The organism is Erwinia sp. TECH1, assembly GCF_054057575.1.
This window is the reverse complement of record NZ_JBSRZK010000001.1, coordinates 4,011,133-4,026,833: the sequence shown is the minus strand read 5'-3', so window position 1 is coordinate 4,026,833 and position 15,701 is coordinate 4,011,133. Positions and strand designations below refer to the sequence as shown.

16 protein-coding genes are annotated in these 15,701 nt (G+C 54.5%); 8 read left to right on the top strand and 8 right to left on the bottom strand.

Annotated elements, in window-relative coordinates:
• Positions 1–401: 401 nt before the first annotated feature.
• Both ACVWZ0_RS18840 and ACVWZ0_RS18835 read right to left on the bottom strand, forming a co-directional pair.
• Entirely contained in the window at positions 402–839 is a 438-nt protein-coding gene (locus tag ACVWZ0_RS18840; protein WP_253458367.1) for a Shiga toxin A subunit, read from the bottom strand.
• Complete coding sequence (locus ACVWZ0_RS18835; RefSeq protein WP_253458369.1) at positions 836–1,198, bottom strand: tlde1 domain-containing protein; 363 nt, start codon at positions 1,196–1,198, stop codon at positions 836–838. Before ACVWZ0_RS18835 ends, ACVWZ0_RS18840 begins: the two co-directional genes overlap by 4 nt.
• Positions 1,199–2,259: 1,061 nt before the next feature.
• On the opposite strand from ACVWZ0_RS18835, the gene ACVWZ0_RS18830 reads away from it, so the two are divergent.
• Positions 2,260–2,625 carry a phage holin family protein gene (locus ACVWZ0_RS18830; protein ID WP_253458371.1) on the top strand — a complete coding sequence of 122 codons (366 nt, stop codon included), beginning with the start codon at positions 2,260–2,262 and terminating at the stop codon, positions 2,623–2,625.
• A gap of 430 nt (positions 2,626–3,055) precedes the next feature.
• Here ACVWZ0_RS18830 and ACVWZ0_RS18825 read toward each other — a convergent pair whose 3' ends face one another.
• The gene (locus tag ACVWZ0_RS18825) at positions 3,056–3,637 is read right to left on the bottom strand and encodes a DUF4142 domain-containing protein (RefSeq protein ID WP_253458373.1); all 582 of its coding nucleotides are present in this window, start codon (positions 3,635–3,637) and stop codon (positions 3,056–3,058) included.
• A 609-nt stretch (positions 3,638–4,246) separates the two neighbouring features.
• Between ACVWZ0_RS18825 and ACVWZ0_RS18820 the strand changes: the two genes are divergently transcribed.
• Positions 4,247–5,290 carry an NAD-dependent epimerase/dehydratase family protein gene (locus ACVWZ0_RS18820; RefSeq protein WP_253458375.1) on the top strand — a complete coding sequence of 348 codons (1,044 nt, stop codon included), beginning with the start codon at positions 4,247–4,249 and terminating at the stop codon, positions 5,288–5,290.
• An 87-nt stretch (positions 5,291–5,377) separates the two neighbouring features.
• Here ACVWZ0_RS18820 and ACVWZ0_RS18815 read toward each other — a convergent pair whose 3' ends face one another.
• The 3 genes from ACVWZ0_RS18815 to ACVWZ0_RS18805 all read right to left on the bottom strand — a co-directional run bounded on the left by ACVWZ0_RS18815 (position 5,378) and on the right by ACVWZ0_RS18805 (position 6,566).
• Positions 5,378–5,611 (bottom strand): ATP-binding cassette domain-containing protein, encoded by a 234-nt coding sequence (locus tag ACVWZ0_RS18815; protein ID WP_253458377.1) that lies wholly within the window; start codon positions 5,609–5,611, stop codon positions 5,378–5,380.
• Positions 5,612–5,734: 123 nt separating this feature from the next.
• Complete coding sequence (locus ACVWZ0_RS18810) at positions 5,735–6,055, bottom strand: hypothetical protein (protein ID WP_456784524.1); 321 nt, start codon at positions 6,053–6,055, stop codon at positions 5,735–5,737.
• Positions 6,024–6,566 (bottom strand): hypothetical protein, encoded by a 543-nt coding sequence (locus ACVWZ0_RS18805; protein WP_253458383.1) that lies wholly within the window; start codon positions 6,564–6,566, stop codon positions 6,024–6,026. The genes ACVWZ0_RS18810 and ACVWZ0_RS18805 overlap by 32 nt, the downstream gene beginning before the upstream one ends.
• Before the next feature lie 281 nt (positions 6,567–6,847).
• On the opposite strand from ACVWZ0_RS18805, the gene ACVWZ0_RS18800 reads away from it, so the two are divergent.
• Entirely contained in the window at positions 6,848–7,162 is a 315-nt protein-coding gene (locus ACVWZ0_RS18800) for a DUF6678 family protein (RefSeq protein ID WP_253458385.1), read from the top strand.
• Between the two features lie 506 nt (positions 7,163–7,668).
• Here ACVWZ0_RS18800 and ACVWZ0_RS18795 read toward each other — a convergent pair.
• A complete protein-coding gene (locus ACVWZ0_RS18795) occupies positions 7,669–8,886 on the bottom strand; it encodes an MFS transporter (RefSeq protein WP_253458388.1) in 1,218 nt (405 codons plus the stop codon).
• A 205-nt stretch (positions 8,887–9,091) separates the two neighbouring features.
• Positions 9,092–9,367, bottom strand: coding sequence for a SelT/SelW/SelH family protein (locus ACVWZ0_RS18790; RefSeq protein WP_253458390.1), 276 nt, complete (start codon positions 9,365–9,367; stop codon positions 9,092–9,094).
• A gap of 245 nt (positions 9,368–9,612) precedes the next feature.
• Between ACVWZ0_RS18790 and ACVWZ0_RS18785 the strand changes: the two genes are divergently transcribed.
• From ACVWZ0_RS18785 to ACVWZ0_RS18765, 5 genes are all read left to right on the top strand, one after another.
• Positions 9,613–11,985 carry a TonB-dependent receptor domain-containing protein gene (locus tag ACVWZ0_RS18785; RefSeq protein WP_253458392.1) on the top strand — a complete coding sequence of 791 codons (2,373 nt, stop codon included), beginning with the start codon at positions 9,613–9,615 and terminating at the stop codon, positions 11,983–11,985.
• 107 nt (positions 11,986–12,092) lie between these two features.
• Positions 12,093–13,121, top strand: a complete 1,029-nt coding sequence (locus tag ACVWZ0_RS18780; RefSeq protein WP_253458394.1) for a hemin-degrading factor — start codon at positions 12,093–12,095, stop codon at positions 13,119–13,121.
• Positions 13,118–13,936: a heme/hemin ABC transporter substrate-binding protein gene (locus ACVWZ0_RS18775; RefSeq protein WP_253458396.1), complete on the top strand. Its 819-nt coding sequence runs from the start codon at positions 13,118–13,120 to the stop codon at positions 13,934–13,936. Before ACVWZ0_RS18780 ends, ACVWZ0_RS18775 begins: the two co-directional genes overlap by 4 nt.
• Positions 13,933–14,931: a FecCD family ABC transporter permease gene (locus ACVWZ0_RS18770; RefSeq protein WP_253458398.1), complete on the top strand. Its 999-nt coding sequence runs from the start codon at positions 13,933–13,935 to the stop codon at positions 14,929–14,931. Before ACVWZ0_RS18775 ends, ACVWZ0_RS18770 begins: the two co-directional genes overlap by 4 nt.
• The gene (locus tag ACVWZ0_RS18765; protein ID WP_253458400.1) at positions 14,924–15,697 is read left to right on the top strand and encodes a heme ABC transporter ATP-binding protein; all 774 of its coding nucleotides are present in this window, start codon (positions 14,924–14,926) and stop codon (positions 15,695–15,697) included. The genes ACVWZ0_RS18770 and ACVWZ0_RS18765 overlap by 8 nt, the downstream gene beginning before the upstream one ends.
• The last annotated feature ends 4 nt before the right edge of the window (positions 15,698–15,701 follow it).

Below are 15,701 nucleotides of genomic sequence, written 5' to 3'. Positions count from 1 at the left end.
AAGCCTGAAAAAGCTATCGGCATTTGAGCGCAAATCTTTAGCGATACCCTGGCGGAGCAGGCATGGCGGCGTGGTGCGGGCGCGTCTTGTTTATAGCGGCCTGAAAGCGTTGCATGGTGAGGTTTTGCTGGTTGTTAAGCCGCAGGCAGCCAGCTGGGTAAATGCCTGGTCGTGCTGTCGAAGCTGGCGTTTGAGGCGTATTGCCGTTCGGCGGCCACAACCGCCTGGTGCTCAAATGCTGGTATCAGAGCTGAACCAATCGTCCTGGCCACGCAACGGAAAGCCTTTTTTGAAAAGCTGGTGGCGAAATGTGAGATCAAAGAAAGCTATGCTGACGCACAGTTCAGAAATGTGACGCGTTAATGGTAAAAAGCCCCTGCGCCAATACGCAGGGGCAATGATCAAAACTCGCGCTTGACAATAATATAACCATTAAAATTGACAGAGCACTCGTCATCATTAATTAATAGCGAAGCTAAAGTGACAATGTGTTTATTTTTGTGGTTAATATAATCATACTTTACAATTATATTTTTAGCATTACTTTCCATAAACATTTGTTTTCCTTTATCGAGCGAAAAAAAATGTGTTGATTCTGTACTATAGTTCTTTCTTGCCAGAGTTTCAGCAAGCTCAGGCGTTACATTGTTAGTACTCAGGAGTGACAACTTTGTTTTATCAACTAAAATGTCACTTTCTTTGATATCTAAATCTGCAACAAGAGCATCGGTCATACTTACCCCGACGCTTCTGTTAATATCAAGGCATGATTCAGGTGTTACGCCCGCAGATGCATTAGCACAGATAATAAAGGTAAAAAGAGCGGAGTTTTTTATCATTTCACAATTAACTCCTGATCATGACTTTCAGCAATCTTTTTCCTGTCATATAACCTGGTAACAATACAACCGTTAGATGCTGTCCCTTTACCATTATCACCATGAATAAGGAAACCATCCCGGTCACACATGCTATTCCCTGGATGAGGAGTTAAACGTATGACATGTTTCCCCGCTTTTGGATGCGTGGCTTGCATTCGCCCAATATGGTATTTTCCTCGAGGCAGAGGGCCTTTAAATTTAACGCATTCAAATGCTACATCATCTTTATACCCCCGCGCACCAGCGTACATAGCCTTAAACTGGAACTTACCATTCAGGTAAAAAGATTTAGTCATCACTTCATAAACCCATGCCATTGTTACTCTCCTTGTTTACACCAACTGTTGATTTACTCCTGCAACATGCATTTTAAACAGAATTCATTTACTGGTTTCCATAGCAGATAAAGGAAATTGAAGGATCTTATAACAATAATCAAAAGAGGGATTGATTTTGTCCGAAATTGGCATAGTATCTCTCCAAAGTAGGATTTCTGTGCATACGCCACTTACGAATTGCAAACCTCGCCACGGCGGGGTTTTTTGCTGTTAGCCCTGTGGCAAACGCGGCATACAATTATCACTGTGATGCTTCAGCCCACTTTTAATATTACTCTTTTAATTTGTGATGGTGTTCAACCTTTTTTGTTTTTTTATTTAATTGCCGCTCCAAAAAGTTCTTAATTTATTTTTATTAAATATATAACTGCCTGTATATATTGTTTTTTATTATAGTTTTAGGCAAATGGTTACATAGATTGACGAATCCCTGACAAAAGAGTAAACCTGTTTATGCCTTATCAAGAAGCAAATGGTGGGGCATATATTTAGGTTGATAATTGGAGGAATGATAGCCGGATCATTGGGCGGTTTGGCTGGTATAGCCGTAGGGCTGGCTGGTGGCGTTATCTCTGGTGGATGTTTCAAGAATAGCGGCAACGGCGGAGGCGGTGGTTCCGGTTCAAACAATTCAAATTGTTCTGGCGACTCTTGTTCCTTTTAAGGACGCTTAAAGTGAAAGAGAAATTGATTTACTGCCTCGCTATTTTTTTTGGGGTGCTTCTGGCATCATCGCTATTGAGTGGTGCAAAGGTAATGTTTACTAATTGGTATGCATTCCCTGAAGAAATATCACGCTTCAGTATAATGATGATTTGCTATATTGGTGTGGTTAAATTTATTTATTTTATTTTTTCGATCTTGATTAAGAAATAAACGTAATTTATATAAAAAATTTCACTTTAAATATTATATTATATGGCCGCCAGGTGCGGCCTTTTTAATGCTGGTTAGAATGGCTATTTTTTTATAAAAGGAAAGCTTTCCACGTATATATTGCAGGCTTACTTCGGTGGGCCTTTTTTATTTAATGTTTTTATATGACAGAACAGTTAAGCACCGGTGCAACCTCCGGATCAGTCGCTGGCTGGGGGCTCATTACTTCCGCGCTGGCAGGTTTTATAACGTCAGTAGATTATTCAATCACATTCGGAGCACTTGCGGACGCGATCTGTTTTGTCGTCACCGGGCTAATCCTTTTTTATGGCAATTTTGCGCTGCTTTGGCTTTTCGGGCATTACAAGGCGTCGGCATGGCAGGCCACAGCCGTGAACCTAAGCAAATGGCGACGCAGTAAATATAAATACTCAATAGATTTACAGCGGCTTTTGCATATTTTTCCCACGAAAGGCCGGCCGCAAAATACGTTGGTAGCGTCAAATATGAAAAACCACACGCTTGCCTGAAAGCAGCTCTACGTCCAGGGCGGTTTTGTGATAAAAGAGGGCGCCTTTTGTAACTGCTTATACGGAGTTATGGTGACAGGCAGTAATATGAGCCGATCCCGGCTGTATTTACTGCTTCCAGGCTAGTCGGGGGAAGCTGCGCCAGGATAATAATTGCTGTCCTGAGCGCATATTTTAGTGATGTCCGTTGGGAGCCAGAAGCGTTCCTTCGCCATGATTCCGTATATCCTGTCGAACAGCTGTCTGGTATTAACACATGCAGTGAACGTCCGTTTGCGACCACGCAGGTGCAAGCATTGAACGGCACGCTTAGAGTAAAGATGCCGCCCGTTCTGCGGCACCAGCAACAATGATGCCTCCGTGCCTTTCAGCGATATGTTGAACAAGGCCCGTGCCTGCTCGAAGGGCAGTCGCCCACTGAACAACCTGTTTACTTACCTGCCGACATCGACATCTGCTGGGCAGACTTCAGGTGCTGCTCAACAACCGGCGTATGCGCGTCGGCCAGGGCCTTCACATCCGCATCCTTAATCTGCATGGCGTCACTTTTTAGCTTCGCCAGCACCATCTTGTGGTCTTTAGTGCCGGCGTTTTCCATATACATCTTGTCAAATGCGTTGCCGCTCTGCTTTTCCAGTTTGGCGGCTATGGCCTTGTGGCTGGCGTCCGGCTCAGTCGGCAGCGTCACGCCCTTTTGCTGGGCGACGGCCTGTACTTTGGTCAAGGCGGCGCCGTGATCTTCGACCATCTGCTGAGCGAATGCTTTGACATCGCTGCTTTGGGCCTTGCTCAGCGCGAGCTTGGCAGCGGCGATTTCATTGATATTGGCCTGCGCCATGTCTTTCACCGCTTTTTCGTCGCCGGCACTGAGTTTGGCGCTCGATCCTGCCTGGCCCGCGGCGACATTCTGCGCGGCGCTCGTTGGCGTCTGGGCCTGCACGCCGACAGTGTTGAACATAGCGGCCGCTGCCGATACGGCCAGCAGCATTTTCAGGGTTTTACTCTTTTGCATGTTGTTCTCCTGATGGTCGTGGGTAGGGTGGGTATTTGGGAACTAACCGTGCTCAGATTCGTAGGTAAATTACACCAGCAATGGTCAGTATAGTGGATCATCGGGGCGAGTCAGGGTCTGCAACGAGAACGGCAGCAAATGATGGAGGCAAAAAAGCGGGAATGGCACCTGTGTCACGCGCCAGAAGTTGATAGGGGCGTAGGCGGCAGGCCGGAAAATTCTGTGCTGTAAACGTGTACAGAGAGAAACGTTTCTGTGGCCCTGCGCCTGTTCATCATTGTTTGACTCATTCTGTTATATAGATCACTTTTTAATAACAGCGTTCGGGCACGGCGCCGTTTTCCGGCAGCGGTAAACCCTTTGTATGCTGCTGCCGGGTACCGGCAGGGCCAGAGGCCGAGAGCATAATAAATTTTTGATAAAAATCAGGGTCGTTTTTCGGAAGAGAAGGGCTGTATCGCCCGATTTTTTGCAGAAAAGCTGTCGGCTTTTGGCCTGAATGATGCGTCCGGGACGAGGAAAAGACGATCCGCTCAATTTTCTGCCTGGGCCTGCTGCGCCCGAAAAACGCAGCTACATTTTGTTATCTGAAACCAAGCGGAGAACTGTATGAATAACAAGCACGTATTGCTGGTCGGTGCAAGCGGCGTAGTGGGCTTTGCCGCTCATGATTCCTTCCATAAAGCGGGCTGGCAAATCACGACTCTTGGGCGTTCGCCGCACAGCCCTCATTCTTCTCCTCATATCAGCGCCGACCTGACCTCTTCAGAGGATCTTAAACAACACCGCGAAGCGTTTGAAACGGTGACGCATATCTTTTACGCGGCGTTGCGCCAGGATCCTAATCCGGGCGTGGAAGCGGATATTAATGCGCTGATGTTTGAAAACCTGATCGGCGCAGTGCGCTCGTCAGGCAATGCGTTGCAGCATATTATCTTTATTCAGGGCGGCAAGGTTTATGGCGCTCATCTGGGCGTTTACCGCACCCCGGCACGGGAAGAGGACAGCCGGCATTTTCCGCCTAACCTCTATTTCCGGCATGAAGACTATGCGAAGAAGATTGGCGAGGAAGGTATCGGCTGGACTGCGCTGCGCCCGGATATTGTTATCGGCCACTCATTCGGATCGCCCATGAACCTGGGAAATCTGATCGGCGTGTACGGGACGATTTGCCGCGAAACGGGAACCGCTCTGCATTTCCCCGGCCCGGATGACGCCTATCGCAATACGCTGGTGAATATCACCGACAGCCGCATTCTGGGGCAAAGCGCTATCTGGGCTGCCGAAAACGCCAAATTCGGCGCGTTCAATATCACCAATGGCGACGTGTTTCGCTGGTGTCATGTCTGGCCAAAACTGGCTGACTGGTTCGGTGTGCCGGTCGGCGAGGCGCAGCCTGTCTCGCTTAGCGAACGTCTCAGCGGGCTTAAGCCTCTCTGGTCATCCATCGCCGATAAGGCGCAGCTGAAGGAGAAGAATATCGATAAGCTGGCGCTGGGCGGATTTGGTGATTTCATCTTCCATGTGCAGAAAGATGCCATATTTGACGTCACCAAAGCGCGCCGGGAAGGATTTGACGCCATGATCAGGCGCTCCGATGACGTGTTGATCGAGCATCTGGAAGCCATGCGCAGCAGTAAACTTATTCCCTGATATGCAAGGCAGCCCGCCGTCTGGCAGGCTGCCGATCCACTCTTGCGGCTGGCTTTGCAACGGCTGAGTTAATGCCCTGATAATCGCTCAGGAAACGATGCTTACCGAAATGCTGAAGTGTCTGAAAAAGTTGTCAGGCATCGCTTTTTCCAGAATCTGCGCCCAATCCATCAACCAGATAATATCAGCCATATCGCGCCACTTTATCGTGACATCTTCCTGCGCCAGACCGCGCATAATGTTGAACACCTGTCCGACTATCTCCGGAACAAGCGCTGTGGTCTGGTCATCAAACCGCCTCACCGGTAGCTGCATCGCCACGCATTACTGCTGTCCGGCTGCTATCTGCGCCAGATAAGCGTCCGATCTTTGTCAGAAGCAGGCATTGCTTACAAATATATAGTAACCGGCAAAGTACAAATAACTGATGAGCCAAATGGCTAACTAAGTGCGCAGAATTTTTTTGAAAAAGATAAGTACAGGTTGGAATAGAGCGCATAAAAAAGCCCCTTTCGGGGCTCTTTTATGCGCTATACATCCCCTGCTTCTTTGGGCGTCCCCCCCGCCAAAGACTGAGGAACGTTTAACGCGAAGGCTACTATCACTGGATGCCACATAGCGACCATTGACAATTTTAATCTCGCCGGAAGCAAGCTTCTCTCTCACATCTCGACCTGCTGCTGCCTGCAGACGTTTGCCCATTTCAAGAGTAAGGCGTTCCACTGCGGCGTTGTTAAGGCTGGTAACTTTGAGTTGTGACGACATAACTTCTTCCTCCTGCGTCTATATCGGTATATGCGTTCCAACCGATAAACGGGCTGAACAGCCTGCTTGTACGGTGCCCCTGAAGACCGAGTGCTCGCGAATAAATTACTGAAAGATCAGTGCCTCGCTCATGCTCTCTATCTTCCGCGGCGCTGAAAACATATGCACCTGCATCGCAAATATTATAATGGTCATAAATTATACTTGCAACGTTTTGGAGCACACGCCCACCCGCTAATCCGTCAAACTTAACATGCTTAAAACCTAAAGGTGAGTCTGTTACCGGGTCAATAGTGTCAAATAGTACTGCCCAGACACTATTGTTCTGTGGGAAACGAAACTGTGGGAACGCATGATTCAACTTTATATGTTTTGCTTCTAAATCTGCCAGCGTCGGCAATTCTTGAAAGCCGATCCCGTAGAGTTGCCCGCAATATAAAAACTTGCGATAGACCATCCCTCCCGCCAGAGAGTCATCGAAGGGATCTGGCCATTGTATCCGATTGTTCACCTGGCTTCTCCTTGCCGCAAACTGATAACTATTCAACCAAATGGCAGTAAATTAAACAAAATAAAAGTTACCTAACCCCAATTATTCAGATCCAAAGAAATTTGCTCTTTATAATCCTATGTTAACTATGTATGGAATCACAAATCTTCATTAAATGCTTCTAAATGTGCGCTTTTCGCTCGTAGCATACGGGGAGCGCCTGGCGCCTGTCCACTTAGAGCCAGGGCGTTGCTAACCGCGTAGTATAGTAATCTGTAGGAAGCTGGTGCCTGGAGGTTTAAATGCTTTATAGCTGCATGAATGATACAAAATGGAATGAAATCCGTCTGGCAATGGTGAACATGACATCGCCTCCTTTATGGAAAACGACCTCTCTCGATGGCTATGAATCTGCAGTGGATGGCGAGTGGTTTTACCATTTCAACGTGGGTGGCTATTCGGATATCCACTATCTTGATATTTTGACAAATTCAGTTGAGCAGCACGCGGAAGTTGACGTTATTCTTCGCGCTATTCATCTTCCTGGTATTGAAACTTCAACCGGCTACAGGATTTTTGGATACGCGGATCCGGCCAGCTATATAGGGTATCTTTAGTTGGGAAGCATCAATAAGCGGCCAACGGGATTATTAATGACAGGATGAAGTTTGCATTCGGTTCTCGCTATAAAATTTTGTAAAATCAATTGAATATAATATTTACACTAAATTTCGATGGTCAATTGATAAGAGAAAAATTTGTTTGAGAAAAAAATGATGAAACATGAACTTTGGACAAATGAAGAAGGGCTGGATTTTTTTGTCTTGCAGGCCCACAGGGGAATTCTGCTCGTCAATTACTGGAGCCAGGCTACAGATTAGTGTGGGCATGTGATGCAGATTCTCATCTTGAAGCAATGAAAAAATATTATGCGTTTCGACGCTGGGGAAAATATCAGGCTGATATCCCTGAACAGGATAGTAAGACCTATAAAGAAATGGGATGGCAATAAAAAATTATAACGGCCATACCAGAGCAACCCTGTATTTTGATTTTCTTATGACGTCCGCTCCCACAAAGCGGACGTCACTTAAACATTCAGGGAACCCGATCACGCCATCTTTTAAATCAAATCGGTGGCGCCAATCGCGCTTTTTTTACGGTCGGCCACTTCCTTCAGCAGGGCGAAAGCAAAGATCACCATCCCCATCAGCGGCAGAACGGCGCCATAGCTGGCGGTCTGCGTCATCGGATAGCCCTGCTGCACCACCCAGGCACCCAGAAACGCACCCAGCGCGTTGGCGATATTAAAGGCGGAGTGATTCAGCGTCGCGGCGAGCGTTTGCGCTTTTCCGGCCACCTGCATCAGACGCACCTGTAGCGGCGCGCACAGCGCCAGATTGGTGCCGATCAGGAAAGCCCCCAGCAGCAGGCCGCTGACGGAAGAGACCATCAGCGGGAACAGGGTCAGCACCAGCACGCTCCAGGCCAGAATACAAAAAATAGAGAGCATGATTTTGCGGTCGGCCAGCTTGCCGCCAGCCAGATTGCCCAACACCATGCCCAGACCAAAAGCGAACAGCACCACCGGCAGCCAGAGCGTAGAGAGGTGCGCGGCCAGCGTCAGGATCGGCGTGATATAGCTGATCACGGCAAACATGCCGCCAAAGCCGATAGCCGCGATGCCCAGCGTCAGCCAGATGCGGCTGTTCGCCAGCCCGCGGATCTCTTTCAGCGGCGAGCTTTGCGCTTCCTCATGCTGCTGTGGGAAAAGTTTAAAAATCAGCAGCGCATCGGCCAGCGACAGCAGCGACACGCAGGCAAAGGCCCAGCGCCAGTCCAGGTGTTCGCCCAGCAGCGTCGCCGCGGGATTCCCCAGCAATGAGGCCAGCGTCAGGCCGAGCATGACTTTGCCCACCGCCTGACCGCGCCGGTTTTCTTCCACCAGCGAAGCGGCCGCCAGCGCCGCCACGCCAAGAAAAGCGCCGTGCGGCAGGCCGCTAAGAAAACGGGAAATCACCAGCGCGTGGGCGCTGTCCGCCAGCATGCTGCTGACGTTGCCGCCTAAAAATAGCGTGATAAAAATCATCAGCTGATGCTTGCGGCTAAGGCGCGCGGTGCTCAGGGAAAACAGCGGCGCGCCGATCACCACGCCCAGCGCGTAGTAGCTGATAAAACGGCTGCCTTCGGCCAGGCTGACGTGCATCGCTGCGCTGACCTGCGGCAGCAGGCCCATGATCACAAATTCGCTCAGGCCGATGGCGAAGGCGCCCAGCGCCAGGGCAAACAGCAGCGGGCCGACGGCGCGCGCCGCAGGGGAAGTTGGGTTTTCAATAGTCATAAAAAGTCTTAATAAGAGAGGCTAAAACCTGTGCACAACGCGTGACGGGGACGATGAGGGCAGGGCAGGCAAGAGTAGTTATTATTGCCGGCTGGCAGCGTGCCGCCGGAAGGCGCTGAGTTTACCGTGTAGCGGCAGGGATAAACAAGCCGGGCCGCGTGGATGGCCCGTCAAAACGTTAGCGCAGGGCGCTTTATTCGGCTGGCTATCTGTCTATATGACCCAAATCCCGCTCGGGAAAACAGTAGTTCCGCACGCGCTGCTTCAGCTCTTTCACTTCCGGAAAGCCGCCATCCACTTTGCGATCCCACAGCAGATGACCGTCAACGGCAATTTGATAGATGCCGCCCGTGCCCGGCACCAGCGTGACCGAAGCTAAATCGGTGCCAAAAGTATGCAGCAGCTCCTGCGCCATCCAGCCCGCGCGCAGCAGCCAGTTGCATTGGGAGCAGTAGTGAATAGTGATGGCAGGCGTTGTCATTAGCGTAGTCCGGCAAAAAAGGGGAGCACCATCTTCTGGTCGGTGAGAGGCGCTGTCAAGCCCGCGACTGCTTGCCTTTTCCCGGATTGTGAATTCTTTATGGAGATTGTTGATAACATAAATCAATATGATTATCATTCGCATTTATTGAGGTCAGGGATCGACTATAACCAGGCGCGGCGGGCGTCAGTACCGCTTTTGGCAGTGATGTGAGTCGATACTAATAAAGAAAAAGGCTTACCAGCATGTACAAGAATCAGTGTTCTCAGGGAATTTTCCATCGATCCGTGCTGTTTACGGCACTGGCGGCGGCCGGTTTATCATCAGGTGCGCAGGCGGCGGACGCGCGTGCCGCAAATGAGCAGCTGACCGTTGCCGACACGCACAGCGAACCACAGATGGTGGTCACCGCGCCCCGACAGGTAAAAGAGGCGGGCAGCCAGACCACCCTCACCGCAGCGGAAATGCAAAAAAAAGGGGCTAACGACTTCGGCTCGGTAATGCGTTATGAACCGTTGATCGGCGCGACCGGTGCCAGCGGCGGATCGGGCGCGGGCAAAAGCGGTTTCGATCGCGGCGGCTATACCGGCTACAACATTCGTGGCCTGGAAAGCAACCGCGTGGGGCTGGAGGTGGACGGCATTCCGCAGCCGGAAGCGGCCGGGCGCAGCTACGCCAGCCGCGCAGGTCTGAACACCTTCGGCATTGGCCGCGATTATATCGATCCTTATCTCTACGGCCTGGTAGAGATCGAATCCGGCGCGACCTCTACGGAAAAAGCCAACAACGCCATTGGCGGCGCGGTCTCCTTCCTGCCGAAATCGGCAGATGACTACCTGTCGCCCTATAAATCGACTTATTTCGGCTATCAGTCCGACTACGACTCCGCCAACCGCAGCTGGCACAACGGCATAACCGCTGCGGCAGGCGATGCCACGCTGCGCGGCATATTCGTTTACAGCCGTCGCGACGGCCAGCAAACGCGCAATAACAGCGATACGCTGGCGGCTTATCCGGCCAACTGGCATTCAAACGCGCTGCTGGCTTCCGGCATCTGGCAGCCCAACGACGAGCACAAGCTGACCGGCACCGTCGATTATTATGACAAAACCAACCACACCCATTACGACTCGTGGGACAGCAGCGGCAACACCATCTGGGGAACCGCGCAGCAGCAAAGCAATACCCGCCGCTGGGGCATCAGCCTGAAGGATGAGTGGACGCCGACCAGCGATTTGCTCGACAGCCTGACCTCCCGGCTTTATTACCAGCAGACGCAGGCGCACGACAATACCCTGATGCCTGCCAGCGCGACGGCGATGGAGCGGGTTTATTCCGATTATAATGTGGATATCCGGGGCGTGGAAACCCGGCTGATAAAAACCCTGGGACGCCACGAGCTGAGCGGCGGCCTGAACGCGACCGTCACCGACACGCAGCGGCCGTTCCGCCAGACGCCTGCGCCCAGCCAGTACAGCGTCATCATGCAGCCGCAGGCCGACAGCCGCGGCTATCTGGCAGGCGGTTACCTTCAGGATAAAATCCACTTCGATCTGAACGGTCACGACTTCAGCGTGGTGCCGGGCGTGCGTATCGCTTACCAAAGCATCAGGCCGCAAAACCTGAGCAGCCTGACCACCGGCAGCACGGCTATTACCGAAGCGGATCTGCAAAAGCTTTACGGGCAGAAAAATAGCGATACGCAGGTGCTGCCATCGCTGAGCCTGAACTACGATCTGACGCCGGATCTGATGACGTATGTGCTCTACAAGCGCGGCGCGCAGTTCCCCAACGCCAGCCAGCTGTACGGCTCCTGGAACCTCGGCTCCAGCTATGCGGGATCCGCGCAGTACGCGCTGATCGGCAACAGCGCGTTAAAAACGGAAACCAGCAATAACCTGGAGTGGGGGCTGAAAGGCGAGGCGGCGAAAGGCGTATCGCTGAATGCCGCCATGTTCTACAACACCTACGACAACTTTATTGCCTATACCCGCTACACGCGCGCCGGCAGTCCGGCGAAGTTCAGCCGGGTGCCGTCGAATATTTACACTATCTATCAGGCAGAAAACCGTGATAAAGCTTTTATCTGGGGCGGCCAGCTTAGCACCAGGCTTGATGTCGGCAGCTGGTTTAGCGAGGTTAACGGCCTGAGCGCCACCTTTGCGCTGGGCTACAGCGAAGGCAAATCAAAATCCAGCTACGCTGGCGACAGCTATGTCGATTTAGACAGCGTGGCGCCGGTCAAAGCGATAGTGGGCGTAGCCTGGGACGATCCGGCAAAAGTCTACGGCGCTGCGGTAACGGCGACCTTTGTTAAGGGCAAGCGGGCGACCGAAACCAATCGCGAAAGCTACAGCAACAGCGGCGCGGCGCTGGCCGGGTCGGACGAGGAATACAGCCGCGTGCCGGGTTACGGCATGGTGGATATGACCGCCTGGTGGCAGGTGGCGAAAAACGTGCGCGTCAGCGGCGGTATCTATAACCTGACCGATCGTAAATATTGGGATTACCTGAGCAGCCGCAACCTGACGGAAAGCACGCGACAGGATGCCTTTGATAAAGCGCTGGCGGTGATGCCGGGCCGCACCTTCCAGCTGGGCGTCAATGTGGATTTCTGACCGCCTTAACTTTGCCCCGCGCTCGAGGCTTAATGGCGTAGCGGTAATGCCGGTTTCACAGTTAAGGCAACTTTGCCCCGCGCGCGGGGCTTAATGGAGAACAAGCGATGAACCTTTTACAACGTTACAGGCAGCTTAAAGCCGACCACCCGAAAAAATACGCCCGCGACCTGGCCGCGCTGCTGGACGTCAGCGAAGCCGAGCTGACCCATGCCCGCACCGCTTTCGACGCGGCGGCGCTGCGACCGGATTTCAGTGCGCTGCTGGCCGCGCTGGAAGCGGTGGGCGAAACCAAATCGATTACCCGCAACGCCTTTGCCGTGCATGAACAAATTGGCCGCTACGAGAATTTGCATCTGGGCGGCCACGCCGGGCTGGTTCTGAACCCACGCGCGCTGGACCAGCGGATCTTTCCGCAGCGCTGGAAAAGCGCCTATGCGTTGCGTGAGGAGACGGCGCGCGGCCAACGTCACAGCATTCAGATTTTTGACGCGCACGGCGACGCGGTACTGAAAATTTACGCCACGCCCAACACCGATATGGTGGCCTGGCAGTCGTTGATCGCCGACTATCGCCTGACGGAAACGCCGGAGCTGGAGGTGATCCCGGTGATGCCCACCAGCATTAGTCCGCAGCCTGACAGCGCGGCTATTGAACAGGAATGGCGGGCGATGACTAACGTGCACCAGTTTTTCGGCCTGCTGAACCGCCACGGCGTTTCGCGCCAGCAGGCTTTCCACGCCGTTCCCGACGATCTGGCGCAGCGGGTGGACAACAGCGCGCCCGGCGAGCTGCTACGGCAGGCCAGCCAGGACGGCAACGAGATCATGATTTTCGTCGGCAATCGCGGCTGCGTGCAGATCTTTACCGGCGTGGTGGAGAAGCCGGTGTGGAGGGAAAACTGGCTGAACATTTTCAATCCCACCTTTACGCTGCATCTGATGGCGGATTGCATAGCGGAAAGCTGGATCACCCGTAAGCCCACGGCTGACGGCTTTGTCACCAGTCTGGAGCTGTTTGCCGCCGACGGCACGCAGATCGCCCAGCTGTTTGGTCAGCGCACCGAGGGCCAGCCGGAACAGGCGCGCTGGCGCGAGCAGATCGCCGGGCTGACGAAGCAAGGAGCGACGGTATGAGGCTGTGGCTGATAGCGCTGCTGGCGCTGCCTTTTGCGCTGATGGCGGAAGAGCGAGTGGTAACGATCGGCGGCGACGTCACTGAGATTGTCTACGCGCTGGACGCCCAGCAAACTTTGGTAGCACGGGACTCCACCAGCCTGCGGCCCGCGCTGGCGACCAAACTGCCGGACGTGGGCTATATGCGTCAGCTGAATGCGGAAGGCATCCTGGCGATGCGGCCCACGCTGGTTATCGCCAGCGAGCTGGCTAAACCCTCGCTGGCCTTACAGCAGGTTGAGCAGGCCGGGGTCAGGGTGGTCACGGTAACGGGCGAGCCGACGCTCCAGGCGATCCATAAAAAAATCGCTACCGTTGCAGGCGCGCTGCATAAAGAAGAGGAAGGCAAAGCGCTGGACGCCAGGCTGGACAGCCAGCTGGCCGCAATGGCGAAAAAACCGCTGCCGGTCAAAGTGCTGTTTATCCTTAATCATAGCGGCATGAAGGCGATGGCGGCGGGAACGGAGACGGCGGCGGACAGCGCCATTCGCAGCGCGGGGCTGATTAACGCCATGGGGCAGGTGCCGCGCTACCAGCCGTTGACCCAGGAAGGTATCGTGGCCAGCGCGCCGCAGCTGGTGGTGATTGGCAAAGACGGCCTGAAGGCGATGGGCGATGAAGAGCGTATCTGGCAGCTGCCGGGACTGGCGCTGACGCCTGCGGGCAAGCAGCGCAACCTGCTGGTGGTGGACGATATGGCGCTGCTGGGCTTTGGTCTGCAAACGCCGGGCGCTATCGGCAAACTGCGTAAAGCGGCGGAAGCGACGCTGCCATGAGGAAAATGACGTCGCGCGGGCTGGGGATCATGCTTGCGCTGACGGTGGCGACGGCGCTTTTTGCCGCCAGCATGGGCGCGATGCGGCTGTCGCTGCCGATGGTCTGGCAGGCGTCCGCCGACAGCCTGGTCTGGCAGATCTGGTGGACTATCCGCCTGCCGCGCGTGCTGCTGGCGGTGCTGGTCGGCAGCGCCCTGGCGGTTTCCGGCGCGACCCTACAGGGGTTGTTTCGCAATCCGCTGGCCGATCCCGGCCTGTTGGGGATCAGCAGCGGCGCGTCGCTGGCGCTGGCGCTGGCCGTAGTGATGCCGCTGACGCTGCCTGCCGTGCTGGCTTTATGGTGGCCGATGCTGGCCGCCTTTGTCGGCAGCCTGGCCGTGACCCTGATGATTTTTTTGCTCAGCCGTCACGGCCGCACCACGCTCTCTCGCCTGCTGCTGGCGGGCATCGCTATCAACGCGCTCTGCGGCGCAGCGGTCGGCTTGCTCTCCTGGATCGGCAACGATCAGCAGCTGCGTCAGCTTTCGCTGTGGGGTATGGGATCGCTGGGACAGGCGCAGTGGTCAACGGTGCTGGCCAGCGCCGCGTTGATCCTGTCGGCGCTGCTGGCGACGCAGTGGCAGGCAAAGCGGCTCAATCTGCTGCAGCTGGGTGATGAAGAGGCGCACTATCTGGGCGTCGATGTGCAACGCACGCAGCGCATCGTACTGGTGCTCAGCGCGCTGATGGTGGCCGCAGCGGTGGCGGTCAGCGGCGTGATCGGTTTTATCGGCCTGGTGGTGCCGCACCTGATCCGGCTGGGCACCGGCGGCGATCATCGCTGGCTGCTGCCCGCTTCGGCGCTGCTCGGCGCCATACTGCTGCTGATAGCCGATACGCTGGCGCGCACGCTGGTGGCGCCTGCCGAAATGCCGGTTGGCCTGCTGACCAGCCTGCTGGGCGCGCCGTGGTTCTTATGGCTGATTTTGCGTCGGCGGGAGGGTGAATATGACTGATGCTTTACAGGCGATCGATCTTTCCTGCCGCTCAGGGGCACGGCTGCTGATCGATCGGGTTTCGCTGACGCTGACGCCGGGCGAAATGGTCGCTCTGATTGGCCCGAACGGGGCGGGGAAATCCACGCTGCTGCGGCTGCTGACGGGCTATCTTTCGCCGGATTCAGGTCAGTGCCTGCTGAACGGCCAGGCGCTGGATAGCTGGCCGCGCGATCGGCTGGCGCGCGTCAGGGCGGTGATGAGGCAGCAAAGCCACGTCGAGTTTCCGCTCAGCGTGCGCGAGGTGGTGGCGATGGGACGTGCGCCCTGGCCTGGCCGCGCCAGTTCGTCGATGCTGGACGAAGTGATGCAGCTGACCGGCTGCGACGAGCTGGCCACGCGCGACTATCGACGGCTTTCCGGCGGCGAACAGCAGCGTGTGCAGCTGGCGAGGGCGCTGGCGCAGCTCTGGCACGACGATGGCCCGCGCGGCTGGTTATTTTTAGACGAGCCGACCTCGGCGCTGGATCTCTACCATCAGCAGCATGCGCTGCGTTTGCTGCATCGACTCAGCCGTAAAGGGCAGCTGGCGGTTTGCTGCGTGCTGCACGATCTGAACCTGGCGGCGCTGTGGTCCGACAGCATGCTGCTGCTGCACGAGGGCAGGCGAGTCGCCAGCGGCACGCCAGCGGAAGTGATGACCGAACCGACGCTGACGCGCTGGTATCGGGCCGAGCTACAGGTTTATCATCACGGCCCCACGCCGCAGCTTATGCTGCGGCGCTAGCGGC

What these genes read in the sequence shown, in the direction of transcription:
- ACVWZ0_RS18840 (WP_253458367.1), bottom strand. Translation starts at nt 839, where the DNA reads ATGATAAAAAACTCCGCTCTTTTTACCTTTATTATCTGTGCTAATGCA.
- ACVWZ0_RS18835 (WP_253458369.1), bottom strand. Translation starts at nt 1,198, where the DNA reads ATGGCATGGGTTTATGAAGTGATGACTAAATCTTTTTACCTGAATGGT.
- ACVWZ0_RS18830 (WP_253458371.1), top strand. Translation starts at nt 2,260, where the DNA reads ATGACAGAACAGTTAAGCACCGGTGCAACCTCCGGATCAGTCGCTGGC.
- ACVWZ0_RS18825 (WP_253458373.1), bottom strand. Translation starts at nt 3,637, where the DNA reads ATGCAAAAGAGTAAAACCCTGAAAATGCTGCTGGCCGTATCGGCAGCG.
- ACVWZ0_RS18820 (WP_253458375.1), top strand. Translation starts at nt 4,247, where the DNA reads ATGAATAACAAGCACGTATTGCTGGTCGGTGCAAGCGGCGTAGTGGGC.
- ACVWZ0_RS18810 (WP_456784524.1), bottom strand. Translation starts at nt 6,055, where the DNA reads ATGTCGTCACAACTCAAAGTTACCAGCCTTAACAACGCCGCAGTGGAA.
- ACVWZ0_RS18800 (WP_253458385.1), top strand. Translation starts at nt 6,848, where the DNA reads ATGCTTTATAGCTGCATGAATGATACAAAATGGAATGAAATCCGTCTG.
- ACVWZ0_RS18795 (WP_253458388.1), bottom strand. Translation starts at nt 8,886, where the DNA reads ATGACTATTGAAAACCCAACTTCCCCTGCGGCGCGCGCCGTCGGCCCG.
- ACVWZ0_RS18790 (WP_253458390.1), bottom strand. Translation starts at nt 9,367, where the DNA reads ATGACAACGCCTGCCATCACTATTCACTACTGCTCCCAATGCAACTGG.
- ACVWZ0_RS18785 (WP_253458392.1), top strand. Translation starts at nt 9,613, where the DNA reads ATGTACAAGAATCAGTGTTCTCAGGGAATTTTCCATCGATCCGTGCTG.
- ACVWZ0_RS18780 (WP_253458394.1), top strand. Translation starts at nt 12,093, where the DNA reads ATGAACCTTTTACAACGTTACAGGCAGCTTAAAGCCGACCACCCGAAA.
- ACVWZ0_RS18775 (WP_253458396.1), top strand. Translation starts at nt 13,118, where the DNA reads ATGAGGCTGTGGCTGATAGCGCTGCTGGCGCTGCCTTTTGCGCTGATG.
- ACVWZ0_RS18770 (WP_253458398.1), top strand. Translation starts at nt 13,933, where the DNA reads ATGAGGAAAATGACGTCGCGCGGGCTGGGGATCATGCTTGCGCTGACG.
- ACVWZ0_RS18765 (WP_253458400.1), top strand. Translation starts at nt 14,924, where the DNA reads ATGACTGATGCTTTACAGGCGATCGATCTTTCCTGCCGCTCAGGGGCA.